The sequence below is a fragment of the Thalassobacillus sp. C254 genome (genome assembly GCF_001310615.1).
This window is the reverse complement of record NZ_BAXQ01000003.1, coordinates 273,573-286,076: the sequence shown is the minus strand read 5'-3', so window position 1 is coordinate 286,076 and position 12,504 is coordinate 273,573. Positions and strand designations below refer to the sequence as shown.

General features: G+C 39.9%; 14 protein-coding genes, 2 pseudogenes and 3 riboswitches. Of the genes and pseudogenes, 6 read left to right on the top strand and 10 right to left on the bottom strand.

Annotated elements, in window-relative coordinates; all coding sequences use genetic code 11:
• Window positions 1-31 precede the first annotated feature (31 nt).
• From JCM19033_RS06010 to JCM19033_RS05990, 5 genes and pseudogenes are all read right to left on the bottom strand, one after another.
• A complete protein-coding gene (locus JCM19033_RS06010; RefSeq protein ID WP_054635627.1) occupies window positions 32-1,537 on the bottom strand; it encodes a potassium/proton antiporter in 1,506 nt (501 codons plus the stop codon).
• A 12-nt stretch (window positions 1,538-1,549) separates the two neighbouring features.
• Window positions 1,550-2,002 (bottom strand): tyrosine-type recombinase/integrase, encoded by a 453-nt coding sequence (locus JCM19033_RS06005; RefSeq protein ID WP_306301251.1) that lies wholly within the window; start codon window positions 2,000-2,002, stop codon window positions 1,550-1,552.
• Between the two features lie 689 nt (window positions 2,003-2,691).
• Window positions 2,692-4,055 (bottom strand): annotated as a pseudogene (gene mgtE, locus JCM19033_RS06000) (magnesium transporter).
• Between the two features lie 27 nt (window positions 4,056-4,082).
• Window positions 4,083-4,784, bottom strand: coding sequence for an MgtC/SapB family protein (locus tag JCM19033_RS05995; protein WP_054635643.1), 702 nt, complete (start codon window positions 4,782-4,784; stop codon window positions 4,083-4,085).
• A 103-nt stretch (window positions 4,785-4,887) separates the two neighbouring features.
• Window positions 4,888-5,054: riboswitch (M-box (ykoK) riboswitch) on the bottom strand.
• A 9-nt stretch (window positions 5,055-5,063) separates the two neighbouring features.
• Window positions 5,064-5,687, bottom strand: coding sequence for a magnesium transporter (locus JCM19033_RS05990; RefSeq protein ID WP_054635626.1), 624 nt, complete (start codon window positions 5,685-5,687; stop codon window positions 5,064-5,066).
• Between the two features lie 263 nt (window positions 5,688-5,950).
• A riboswitch (M-box (ykoK) riboswitch) is annotated at window positions 5,951-6,115 on the bottom strand.
• Window positions 6,116-6,356: 241 nt separating this feature from the next.
• On the opposite strand from JCM19033_RS05990, the gene JCM19033_RS05980 reads away from it, so the two are divergent.
• The 5 genes from JCM19033_RS05980 (at window position 6,357) to JCM19033_RS27215 (ending at window position 9,206) form a co-directional block, all read left to right on the top strand.
• The gene (locus JCM19033_RS05980; protein ID WP_054635624.1) at window positions 6,357-6,878 is read left to right on the top strand and encodes a hypothetical protein; all 522 of its coding nucleotides are present in this window, start codon (window positions 6,357-6,359) and stop codon (window positions 6,876-6,878) included.
• A 136-nt stretch (window positions 6,879-7,014) separates the two neighbouring features.
• Complete coding sequence (locus tag JCM19033_RS05975) at window positions 7,015-7,362, top strand: DoxX family protein (RefSeq protein WP_054635623.1); 348 nt, start codon at window positions 7,015-7,017, stop codon at window positions 7,360-7,362.
• Between the two features lie 126 nt (window positions 7,363-7,488).
• A riboswitch (M-box (ykoK) riboswitch) is annotated at window positions 7,489-7,656 on the top strand.
• Window positions 7,657-7,847: 191 nt separating this feature from the next.
• Window positions 7,848-8,588 (top strand): magnesium transporter, encoded by a 741-nt coding sequence (locus JCM19033_RS27225; RefSeq protein ID WP_306301250.1) that lies wholly within the window; start codon window positions 7,848-7,850, stop codon window positions 8,586-8,588.
• Window positions 8,585-8,728, top strand: a complete 144-nt coding sequence (locus JCM19033_RS27220) for a hypothetical protein (RefSeq protein ID WP_306301249.1) — start codon at window positions 8,585-8,587, stop codon at window positions 8,726-8,728. Before JCM19033_RS27225 ends, JCM19033_RS27220 begins: the two co-directional genes overlap by 4 nt.
• Window positions 8,688-9,206 carry a magnesium transporter gene (locus JCM19033_RS27215; RefSeq protein ID WP_306301248.1) on the top strand — a complete coding sequence of 173 codons (519 nt, stop codon included), beginning with the start codon at window positions 8,688-8,690 and terminating at the stop codon, window positions 9,204-9,206. The genes JCM19033_RS27220 and JCM19033_RS27215 overlap by 41 nt, the downstream gene beginning before the upstream one ends.
• 277 nt (window positions 9,207-9,483) lie before the next feature.
• On the opposite strand, the gene JCM19033_RS24100 is transcribed toward JCM19033_RS27215, so the two are convergent.
• A complete protein-coding gene (locus JCM19033_RS24100; protein WP_198153418.1) occupies window positions 9,484-9,621 on the bottom strand; it encodes a hypothetical protein in 138 nt (45 codons plus the stop codon).
• 27 nt (window positions 9,622-9,648) lie between these two features.
• On the bottom strand, window positions 9,649-9,873 hold the full coding sequence (locus JCM19033_RS05960) for a hypothetical protein (RefSeq protein WP_054635621.1): 225 nt from the start codon (window positions 9,871-9,873) through the stop codon (window positions 9,649-9,651).
• A gap of 358 nt (window positions 9,874-10,231) precedes the next feature.
• On the opposite strand from JCM19033_RS05960, the gene JCM19033_RS05955 reads away from it, so the two are divergent.
• Window positions 10,232-10,666: a VOC family protein gene (locus tag JCM19033_RS05955; RefSeq protein WP_054635620.1), complete on the top strand. Its 435-nt coding sequence runs from the start codon at window positions 10,232-10,234 to the stop codon at window positions 10,664-10,666.
• Window positions 10,667-10,797: 131 nt separating this feature from the next.
• On the opposite strand, the pseudogene chrA reads toward JCM19033_RS05955, so the two are convergent.
• The 3 genes and pseudogenes from chrA to JCM19033_RS27985 all read right to left on the bottom strand — a co-directional run bounded on the left by chrA (window position 10,798) and on the right by JCM19033_RS27985 (window position 12,215).
• Window positions 10,798-11,980 (bottom strand): annotated as a pseudogene (gene chrA, locus JCM19033_RS05950) (chromate efflux transporter).
• A gap of 6 nt (window positions 11,981-11,986) precedes the next feature.
• The gene (locus JCM19033_RS27990) at window positions 11,987-12,109 is read right to left on the bottom strand and encodes a hypothetical protein (RefSeq protein ID WP_374701202.1); all 123 of its coding nucleotides are present in this window, start codon (window positions 12,107-12,109) and stop codon (window positions 11,987-11,989) included.
• Window positions 12,060-12,215, bottom strand: a complete 156-nt coding sequence (locus JCM19033_RS27985) for a PadR family transcriptional regulator (RefSeq protein WP_374701200.1) — start codon at window positions 12,213-12,215, stop codon at window positions 12,060-12,062. The genes JCM19033_RS27990 and JCM19033_RS27985 overlap by 50 nt, the downstream gene beginning before the upstream one ends.
• Window positions 12,216-12,504 lie beyond the last annotated feature (289 nt).

The window sequence follows — 12,504 nt, the reverse complement described above, 5'->3', positions numbered from 1 at the left end:
TCCTCCATTTTCACATTTAATACTTTTACATTTATTTAGCTTTCTCTTTACGCTTATTGGTGTTCCACTTTTTCTTTTCAATGAGCTTTTTTAACGCATCCTTTTCTTTTCGGGATACTAAAATATATAGAAAATCACCTGCTTGAATTTCTGTTTCCCCATAAGGTGTAATCAGCGTTTCATCTCTCACAATCGCACTTATTGTTGCTTTGCGAGGAAATGGGATCTCGTGTAATTTTCGACCTACAATTGCTGTGTCTTCATTTGTTTTAAATTGCACCATTTCAGCGTTGGCTTTCCCAATCGAAATTAATTCAATTGAGTGATGAGGCGTGTCTTTTTTGGGACCCGTGAGCTTAAGCTTTTTAGCTACAGGTGAAATGGTTGAACCTTGTACGAGAGCAGATGTCAGAACAATGAAAAAGACAACATTGAAAAACACTTGACTGTTTTCAAGGCCTGCCACAACAGGGAAGGTGGCAAGTACAATTGGTACGGCTCCTCTTAAGCCAGCCCAGGAGATAAAAGTCTTTTCCTTTAGCGTATACTTCATTCCGAGGGTAGAAAGAAATACTGCAACTGGACGAGCGACAAACATCAAAATAAAAGAAAGGAATAAACCTGCAGCCATAACATCCAAGGTGAATAGCTGACCTGGGAAAGCTAACAGACCTAGGATGATAAACATGAGAATTTGAGCCATCCAGGCAAATCCTTCGTTAAACTGAAAAATGGAATAGCGGTAAGTAAGTTCCGAGTTCCCAATCACAAGCGCAGCCACATAAACTGCCAAAAATCCACTGCCATCGATAAAGGCTGTAACACTATAGGTTAGTAAGGCAAAAGCTACTGAAAAAATCGGATAAAGTCCACTAGATTCCAAATTGATTCGGTTTATCGAGTAAGAAGCAATTTTTCCAATTGCAAAGCCTAGTCCAAGCCCCACTCCCATTTGCCAGAAGAAATTCGGGATAAGCATAAAGATACTCATATCGTCAGCAAGAATTAACTCGATGAATCCAAGTGTAAGAAAAACGGCCATGGGATCGTTCGTCCCGGATTCAGCTTCAAGTGTAGCTCCCATTTTTGCCTTAATGTTTCGTTCTTTTAAAGTGGCAAATACAGCAGCTGCATCGGTAGAACCGACTATGGCCCCAAACAGGAAGGCTTCAAACCAAGTGATATCAAAAATTAACATCGCTGCTAAACCAACAATGGCGGAAGTAAGCAACACGCCAAGCGTAGCTAATAATAGAGAAGGAGCAGCAACCGACCGAACGGTGGACCACTTTGTTTGAAGGCCCCCTTCGAACAAGATGATAACCAAAGCCAGGATCCCAATTAATTGTGCGGTTTCGGCGTTATCAAAATAAATGAAACCTAACCCATCGCTCCCAATGAGCATACCAACAAGGATAAAGAGAACAAGTGCAGGAAGTCCAAGGCGGTTTGAGAACTTGGCCACTAACACTCCACTAATTAACAGCAAAGCAGCTACTAAAACAAATGCATCAGTTCCAAATGCCTCCAAAAACATGTTTAGCCTCCATTATAAATTCACATCTATTTTTTGCTGTTCAGTTTTGTCAATGCCAATGTATTTTAATGTGTCAGACGGTGTTGCCTGGTTAAATCGTTTTTGAATCAAGGAAATAGCAATCCCCTTGACATAAGCGTGGTAACCAAACGTTTTTCGAAGCGTATGAGTTCCAACTTTTTCTGTAACTCCCACGTGCTTTGCTGCTTCGTTGATTATTCGGTACGCCTGCTGTCTGGTAATGGGAGCATGACCTCTTGAGGATTGAAATAAATAATCAGTAGATATGGGTGTTTTTTGTTGAAAGTGAAGCTTAAGAGCGCGCCTTACCTGTTCATTCAGGTAAATAGGCTGTTGTTTGTTTTCATACTCTAAAAATAACCGAAAGGTTCCTTCTTCATCCATCACATCAGTAACCTTTAATTCGAGTAATTCTCCTATTCGAAAACCAGTATTTATCCCCATAACAAACAATAAATAATCTCTAGAGGATTTTTTTAATGACCTTTTTCATTAAACGAATTTTCCGAATATCTTTTATGGGCGCAACAAACTCCACAGAGATCACCTCAACTATGTTACTTAATATTATTTTAACATATATGTATGTAACATGAAGTAATATGCTTAGAGCAATAGTTAGGGGATGGCCTTAATATAATTGCTTTTTCAGTTAAAGGTGTAATACATCACTGTTACAGCGAGACTAATAAAATAGGTTATTTATTTCTTTTTTATTTATGGCATGTTAAATACAAAAGGGCGAGAAAGAGCGGCAGATGGGGGTTTCGACGAAAAAAAACCTAAAGATGGACAGAACATTTGTTTAATCTACCTTTAGGGGAGCATATCAAGGGTGAGTTTTTTTATTAAACATTAGTTAAAACAATGCATATTCCATTTTCTTTAAAGGGGTTCGTTTGCGGGAAGGATCTTCATTTAAAATTAAAATAACAATGGGGCACTCAATGTCAGGTTTTAAATTTAAAATACCCATGTGAACGATAGAACGTCTTCCTATTCACATGGGTGTTAAGGGTAATAGAATCATATAAAAGGTAGTTTTCTCCATTACTCTAGGATCTTTTTTATAACAAGTAGAATTCCAAATAAGGAACCTTCTCCTGTGTGGAAATTCAGGATTCAGTGAGCATTTATAAAGTATGAAGCAAGGCTCCGGCGAGAGTAAAGTATATAAACAATCCAATAATGTCATTAATCGTTGTAATAAAAGGACCAGAGGCTACCGTAGGTCTATTTTCAAACGGTTAATGACAAGGGGAATCAAGGTACCTGTCAGGTTGGAAATAAAAATGGTACCAAAAAGGGACAAGCTGACAACTAACGCAAGCGTTAGGTCGCCAAAGGCAAATATTTGAACGATCCCCATGACAAGAAAGCCACATACACTCCCCAAGATCAATCCTGCTATAAGTTCACGTTTCATTAAACGAGGGAGAGTATGTTTCTCAATCTCTCCAAGAGCCAGTAATCTTACCACAACAGCAAGGGACTGCGTTCCTGTAGTTCCGCCCATATCCGCAATCAGAGGGATGAATACAGCAAGTACAGCTAGTTGTGCAAGCGTTTCTTCAAAGGTTCCAATCAGTCCAGCGGTAGCCATTCCAAGAACCATTAACAAGAGTAGCCAGGGCAATCGTTTCATAGCTGAGTGAAAGGCGGTGACGTCAAGGTCAATCGCGCCTTTTACTGCTGACATCTCACCAATGTCTTCTGTTGTTTCTTCTTCTACAATATCGAGGATATCATCAATCGTTACAATTCCCATGATCTGCCGGGCATCATTCACCACAGGAACAGCGAGAAAATCATACTCATGAATGATTTGACTGACTTCTTCCTGATCAGCGAAAGGGTGGACAGAAACAAACTGTTCTTTCATAATCTCTGCAACCTTTAGGTTAGGAGCAGAAGTAATTACATCACGTAACGATACAACGCCTAACAGTTCATTGTTTTTGTTTACTATATACAAATAATAGATTGTTTCTGCTGTTTTTCCTTCTCGGCTGAGTCTTTCGAGGGTTTGTGAAACTGTTTCCTCTTCCTGTAACGTAATAAATTCAGTAGTCATAATGGAACCTGCTGTTCTTTCATCATAAGAAAGGAGATGCTTAATATTATTGGCATCTTCCTGTTCCATTTGATTTAAGTAGTACGTAGCGATGTGCTCAGGAATTTCAGAAAAGAAATCCGTGATGTCGTCAGCTGCCAAGTCATCAAAAACTTCTAAAGCATTTTCCTCACTTAATTCAGAGACCATTTGTTTCTGCTGACTAGGCTCTAATTCTTGAAAGATTTCTGCCAGCTCTTTTGAAGAGAGATATTGAAATGCCTGTTTTCGTTTTGGTTCATTGTACTCAAATAGGATTTCACTTTGATCAGTAGGATGCAGAGCCAAAAAATCATGGCGGAATTTTTCTTTTTCCCCTTGTTTTAAATAAAGATGGAGATAGAAAGTATACTCTTCTCTATTTTTGAAGTTTAATTTCAACATAAGTGCACCCCTCCTTACTGATATTTTTTATAAATGCTCCACATCAACGGTAAGAACGTGATCAATTTTTTTTATTAAATAATAAATCTCTGTTGTGTATTGCTTCTCAGGGGCAGATATTGTTAAATCTATTTGTTGATTTCCATTCTCTAAATCTTTTAATTTAATATTACGAATGTTTATATCAAAGTTCTTTTTTTCCTTTAATGTATGAGATCTTCTTTCGATAGATTCTAGTAGCTCTGTCATTTTAAGGTTTGGCTCCATGACGATTTTTACTGCTACATCACGCTGACTTAGAGCCAGAGGGCCAAATCTTTTCACCAGGGCGGGCAGAACGTTTACTGAAAGAATTAACAATACAACAGCGTAGCTTGCTTCTAGAAAAAAACCTGCACCAACGGCAATTCCCAGGGCAGAAGCAGCCCAAATCATCGCAGCTGTGGTTAGCCCGGAGATCACATCATTGTTCCTACGTAAAATGACTCCAGCTCCTAAGAAGCCGACCCCACTTACAATTTGAGCAGCCAGACGCATAGGATCCATCATCATATGTTCCATTTTAGGGAAATTGTATGCTGCTTCGATGGAGGTAATGGTAATTAAACAGCTAGCTACACAAATAACCATGCTTGTTTTCAATCCCAATGGCTTATGTTTTAACTGACGGTCAATCCCAATTAAAAGACCGAATAATAGGGCAAGGCTCAGTTTGATGAGCAGTTCCATTTTCACCACCTGCTTTCCTACAAAATTGTTCATCTCGTAAAGATAAAAAGCCGCCTTTCTTTGGAAGGAAGGCGGCTGTCATGTTTTTTGGGATGATTTTGTCTTGTTCCTTCATTCGTAGAGCTTTAGCACTGTATGGCATAGGACTTTTATCCAGCTGCATTAGAAAGGGCCTTATGTCGACCGTTTCAGTTGACCCATTGGCGTCTTTGGACATTTCTGGGCAGCAGCGTATCTCCATTACAGGAGCCTCACCTAACGAAGTAATATTTAATTTTCTTACATCATATGAGACAAAAGCTGTTGAGCGAGAGTAAAGTAGATTAAAAGACCAGAAATGTCTTTAATTGTTGTGATAAATGGATCGGAACCAGCTGCTTGATCCAGTCCAAGCTTAATGAGAAGGAATGGAATCAAAAAACCTAAGGCCGTCGCAATTGTCACGGTAAAGAATAAAGATAATCCTACCACTAATCCTAATTCAGGTATTCCTTGCCACAGCATGGCGATGAAGAATGCTGCCGTCCCTAAGAGAGCCCCCATGGAAGCACCCACTAACGTTTCTTTTGCCAGATGTTTGCGATATTTTTTAAAGTCAATTTGTCCCAACACAAAAGCTCGGGTGAAAATCGTGGAGGATTGTGTGCCTGCATTCCCGCCCATATCCATGATGACAGGAATAAAGATGGCGAGCAGTACAACAGCTTCTAAGGCATCCTCAAATGCCCCGATAACGGCGCCCGCTGTCATACCGCCAATCAACGTAATAATTAAATAAGGGAGTCTTGATTTCCAAATCTGCAACATGCTTCCGTTTACTAATATATTACTCTTTTTCCTTTCTGCTTCATGAAAAAGAGTCATTTCTTTTTGAGCTTGTAGATCTGATTCTGTACGAGCCATGAAAATTACCTCCTAAGTATGTAGTTCATGGCCACCTTTGTTTGACATATGAAAGGTGGCAGTGTGCGCGTAACCATGTCTGTCTTCGATTTATTGTCAAATGATTTATGATACAACTCGATGAAGGATCTTCCATTTCATCCACCACCATCCTTTCTTTGATAAAATTTCCTAACAGTGCATAAAAAACACCTTCACGAATGAAGGTGTTTTTGTCAACACAAAGAAGCTCGCTGGTTTCTTTCAAAAGAAGCACGGTCATCTGTTTTCTCCATTCGTAGAGCTTTGACACTGTGCGGATAGGATTCATCCAACTGCATTAGATGCCACCTTATCTCGATGACCTCTGTTCAACCCATTGGCGTCTTTGGACATTTCTGGGCAGCAGCATATCTCCAACACAGGAGCCTCACCTAACGAAGATATTCTCTTTTGAACACAATGTTTAAGGTACATCATCTCTAAATGACAGTCAACATCTTTTTTGAGTTAAGGAAAAATAATTTATGGAGAGAAAGTGTTTATCCTGGGGGGCGGGGAAGCTGCTCAATTAATCAGACGTATTACAAGAAATACAAAGGATAATAAAAAAATTCTAAATTGATATTCTCATAAGAATACATCGTCTCTTTTTCATTGGTAAATCATGAGAAGAGAGGTGATGATAATATGGCAGTTAACATACTATTTGGTTTTCTGCTTCCTTGGGTGTTTGGTGGCTACCTTTATCAGAAAGACAAGTACCTGGTGACCACTACCATCCCCTTATGTGTATTGATTGCTTTTGTGATCAACACAAAAGGAACTCGGTACTGGCTCTTAAAGCCACGAATTAAAGAAAAACAGTATCGTACGATTTATCCGTTGAACCTTGGTTATTTTCCAGTAGTGGCCAGTTTCATGATATATTGCGCGCAAAAAAGGGCATGGCCTAGGATGATATGGATCACATTGTTTACACTTTTGTCTGCGACGGCAGAAATAGCTGCTCTTATGGCAGGGAAACTCCTGTATAAAAACGGCTGGAATATTTATAAAACCCTGCTTACTTATTTTCTTCCCTATTGCTTTGTAGTTATCTATTATGACTTTGTAAAAATGCTTCGAGTGATTACACAACATTCTCAACAGAAAAAGAAGAATGTTAGAGGGTGTGAGGGAAATACAGGAAGTAAAGGTGCATATGTTTAAAGCAATAAAAAGTATTAAGGAATATGTCACAAATTTTTCAATGAAACACCTCCCTTTATAGCTGTCTTGTTTATTAGAATAGGACGTAGAGAAATGGGGGACCAAAAATGAAAAGACTGATTGAACAAGGGACAGAATGGATCCTTTTTTGCTGCGTATATTGCTTGGGGGATTTATAGCTCTTCATGGAATAATTAAAGTGACCGATATTTCCCAGGCCAATCAAACCTTTGAAGAAGCAGGCATTCCTGTGTTTTTAGGAAACTTGACCGGAATTATTGAAATTATTGTAGGGGCGACTTTAATAGTAGGTCTTTTAGTAAAATCGTCAGCGATCGTTGTAGCTCTTTTGCTTATAATCTCCATTCTGTTAGCGCCGTATCAGGAGGGAATGATCAGCTATTATGAATTACTGTTGCCGGCTCTGCTTTTAGCTGTTTTATTAAGTGTAAGAGGGAGTAGGAAATTGAATCTGGTTACCTGAAACGTTTATTTATTCGAAACGAATAGGAAAAAATAATTAAAAGAATCAATATTCAAAATACAGGTTGACATCATTTTGTCTTTTTTATTACACTGCATATGACACATAAGGTATTTCCAAAAACAAAATAAACCTCGTTAGGTGAGGCTCCTGTGCTGGAGATATGCTGCTGCCCAAAAACGTCCAAAGACGCCAATGGGTCAACTGGAACGGTCGACATAAGGCCCTTTCTAATGCAGCTGGATGATAATCCTATGCCGCACAGTGCTAAAGCTCTACGAATGGAGGGTCTGATCATGTTGTATCGTGCGCACTTAGCGTCCTCTTTTTGTGGAGGACGTTTTTTTATTCTAAGAAAAGGAGGTTAGTAATGAAAGAAAGTGATAGTTTAGAGGTCGAGTAGGGAAGGAACAATAAAAATACAAAGTACTTTTTTTCATTTCGCTGGTTGGTCAGGGAGTAAAAAAGAAGTTAGGGGGCATGGCATGAAAAAGCTTGATTCACGTTCTCGTCAAGAATACGCAGAACATGTGATTGACTTGTTACAAAAAGAAGATGAAGCTCAATTTCGGGATCAATTTTTGGAGCTTCATCCAACAGACCAGTTAAGTATCTTTCACACATTAAATCAGACAGAAAGAAAACGACTATATGCTTATCTACATCCTCAAGAGTTTGCCGAAATATTTCAGGGGATGGAGTTTGTTGAACAGGAATGGGTGAGTCGCGAATTAGATGATAATTACATCGCTGATATGCTGAACGACATGTATTCAGATGATGTTGCCGACTTTCTTGGAGAACTGCCTGAAGAAAAGCGCTTGTCTATCTTAACTGCAATGGATAAGGAAGAAGCAGCTGACGCCAAAGAGCTTCTTTCTTACCCTGAAGAAACCGCTGGAGCTATCATGACAAAAGAGTTTCTGGCGGTAAAAGCCGATAATCGAGTAAGCGATGTTATTGAGTTTTTACGAAAGGAAGGGCCAGATGCAGAGACGGTATACTATTTATATGTTACCAATCAGGAAGATCAGCTGGTTGGCGTAGTGTCTTTGCGAGACCTTATTGTCTCTCCTACAGAGGAAAAAGTGGAGAATATTATGGGAACAAGGGTCGTTTCAACGAAAGTCACCACTGACCAGGAGGAAGTAGCGCGGCTTATCCAAAGGTACGACTTGCTTGCAGCTCCTGTCGTAACTGACGATGGTGCCTGGTTGGTATTGTGACAGTCGATGATGTGATCGACATTATCGAGGAAGAAGTCACAGAAGACATCGGTGAAATCTCCGCCACGAGAGGAGCAACTGATGTCAATCTCTCTGCTTTTGAAGCAGCAAAAAAAGGGCACCCTGGATTATTTTGTTGATGTTTTTGGGATGATTACGGCAGGTGTGATTGATCAGTTTGAAGGAACGTTAGAAGAGATTGTTATTCTGGCAGCATTTATTCCACTCATTATGGACTCTGCTGGAAACACGGGAACACAGTCACTTGCTGTTGTTGTTCGAAGCCTTGCTACAGGATCCTTTGAAAAGAAAGGACTATGGCAGACCATCCGAAGAGAATTTTCTACGGGAGTATTAATAGGTTTATCGTGTGCTATTGTCCTTGTCGGGTTGATTACCATACTGTACGGGAATTTGGTTTTAGCGGGTGTCGTAGCCGTATCCATCTTTTTATCTTTAAGTATTGCTACCGTCACTGGAGCTTTGTTTCCCCTTATTATTAACAAACTGAAATTAGATCCTGCCATTGCCTCAGGACCTTTTGTTACGACGGTCAACGATATTTTAGGCTTGCTTATTTACTTTACTATTGCAACTTCTTTACTCATGTATTTGTAAAGCAAAAGGAGCGGGACATAGATAAGGTACATGTCTATGTCCCGCTTTTTAAAAGGAAGGGAAGATTTTTCTTTTTGATGGCATAGTCACCGTTACACTGACTACATTATATTGAGAACGAAGAAACTGACTCAAAGATACATCGTTATTGAGTCAGTTTTTTAATACCGTTTCCGTCAGACATTCCAATACTTCAAAATGTATTACGGTTTTGCTGAAAAGGAAAAAGAAATCGAAAGGAAAAAAGATCAACTGGTGAGGTTGATCTTCGTTTATGTTATAAGTTATAGAGTTTTTGTAAGTCTTTTTTAAACTCTTTATGAAGAGAGACTTGAGGACGAACCTGTTTTACCATTTCTTCTCCTTCTTCAATAGAATTTGCTATGCCTAGTTTTAATAGTACACCTACGGCCACACTGCCAGTGCGGCTTTTTCCTCCGCGTCAATGAAGAATCACCTGTTTTCCCTGTTCATAAGCATGGCTTACAAAATCAATTGCTTGTTTTAGCATCTCTACTTGGTTTTCTTTGCCATCCTCAAGGGGGAAGTGAGCCCAAATCACTTGAGGGTCTTGGATAATGCTTTTTGTTGCTTCAACCCGAAGGTCTACAATATATTTGATATCTTCTTGATTAGCTATCTCTATAACATCTGACTCGCCGCACATAAAAATATTATTTAATATTTTTGCACCTCACTCATGTTTTCACCTCCTTAGGTAAAGTTGTGTTACATATCCTTTGCAGGTATTTGAAGAGACGAAGATTTTTAAAGAGGGATGGAGTGGTTTAAGGGCCTTTGAAAGGAAGGATGGACAATAGAACAATCTCGTAATTGTAAGGCTTCCTACTAAAAATACAAAAGATTTTATACTTTCACTGGCGGCTTTGCCTTGAAATGCTTGCCTCGGTAAGCATCAATTAGTAAGTTTATATTACCATATTTTTTCAAATGGAATTTTTAAAACTGGAAAGCATAGTGATGTACAGGATATTTATTAAGTTGGACAAAGGAGTGTGTTTACGATGGTTGGTGTAGAAATTAATATGGTTGTCAAAGACAGCTTAAAAGCATTGGAGTTATACGAAAGTATATTTGACGTCAAGCGGGTGGAGGTTTCAAACTTCCCTCGTGGTGAAAATGAGGCCGTTTTTATCCTATACGACGTTCAATTTCATATGTTAGATGAAAATCCAGAATTCCATTTGATCGCACCCACACCTGACGATCCTAAAACTAGTTGGGTGAATGTGACTGTCCCGGACATTAAGGAAACCTATGCAAAGGCGATGGATTTAGGGTGTACAGAGGTGCAGCCCGTGACTGAGATTTCTGACTACGGGGTATCAAACGCCATATTCATGGACACTTTTGGTTATATTTGGATGCTGCACCAAGTACATAAAGAGGTCAGTCATGAAGAACGTCTACGGCTTTGGGAGGAAAAAAGGGAGAAGTAACAATGTCTGTACTAGTATAAATGACAAAGCAAAGTGGTTTTCAAATTGTTTTTTGGAAATAGTGGGCAGCGGTAGTTCCAAAAGAAAGGGAATCTACTAAAGAGGAGGTTCCCTTTCTTTACAACTTTTTATTAAAACATTAACTGAATCATTGTACCTCCTGCTGCTCCTATGATCACAATCATCCAGGCCGGAAGCTTCCAGAAGACAAGCAGGCCAAATAAACCAATGGCTAAGGCAAAGTCCACAGAGGATTGAATGGCGGTAGTAAAGATAGGATGGTATAAAGCTGCTGCAAGAATACCGACAACAGCTGCATTGACCCCGTACAACGCCCCTTGAATTCTTCGATTCTGCCTCAAGACATTCCAGAAGGGAAGCGTCCCAAGAATGAGTAAGAAGGCGGGCAGGAAAATGCCGGCTGTTGCCACCATTGCCCCCATCCAGCCATCAGATATTGCACCTAAATAGGAAGCAAAGGTAAACAGGGGTCCAGGTACTGCCTGGGCAGCCCCGTACCCTGCTAAGAACGCTTCTTCGCCTACTAATCCTGCAGGCACTACCTCTCTTTCAAGAAGGGGGAGTACAACGTGGCCTCCGCCAAATACAAGAGCCCCGGCTCTGTAAAAGCTGTCAAATAAGACAAGCCACTGAAAGGAAAATATTTGACGAAGGATAGGCAAAAGGATGAGTAATCCAAAAAACAATCCTAAACAAATGGACGCAAAACGGTATGTAAGTGGAATAGGCATGTCTTCAACATCTTTTTTCTCTGTTCCTCGGTATAGCCATAAACCGATGACAGCAGCTAACAAGATTAGAGCAACTTGACTGTATACGGTTTGCCAGAGGAGGACAAGGATGAGCGTACCTATAGCAATGGTTGCTCTTTCTCGGTCGGGAGCCAGCTTCTGCCCCATCCCTAATATGGCGTGAGCGACCACCGCAACAGCAACGATCTTCAGGCCATTAATCCAGCCGGCATTTCCTATATCAAACCCTTGCAACAGAAAGGCAAAGAGGACAAGGGCAATAACTGAGGAAGAGTGAAGCCAAGAAAGGATACAATTCCACCAGCCAAGCCCCCACGCATTACCCCAATCCCGATTCCAACCTGGCTGCTGGCAGGACCTGGGATAAATTGGGAAAGTGCAACTAAGTCAGCGTAGGCTTTCTCGTCCAACCATTTTCTTCGCTTGACATATTCATCATGAAAATAGCCAAGTGTGCAATAGGACCGCCAAAGGAAGTGAAGCCTAACCTGGTGGAGACTCCTAAAATTTCCAGCAGTGTTCCTCGTTTTTGTTTCTCCATCTTATTTCACTCCTTGTTTTCATAGAGGACTTCTTCTGCCAGCTCTCTAATTTGTTTCTTTGCCTCTTCAAGTAAGTTGTTACCACTTTCTGTGGTGGTGTAGTACTTTCGAATTCTTCCGCTGACCACTTTTTTCTTCCTTGTTTAAATAACCCTTTTCTTCAAGCTGGTGAAGAGTAGGATAAATCGTCCCGGGACTGATATCATAACCATGGTTTTTCAGTTCTTCGATCATGTAAGAACCATATATGGGCTCTTTTGAAGCGTGATATAACATATGAATCTTAATGGTTCCTAGGAAAAATCTCTTAGCATTTTATCTCCTTTCTAATCAATTACCGATATCGTTTAATGATATTGTAACAAAAAACAAAAATCTCTACGGTTAAGATTTTGTAAAGAATGTAGAGTGGTTTTTCTTACAGGAATTACGAACCACCCTCCGTACATGGCATGAAAGGGGACGTTAAAGAGACTTATTTTACCTGTGAATTCCTTAAAATTTACCGTGATATAATGTAGAA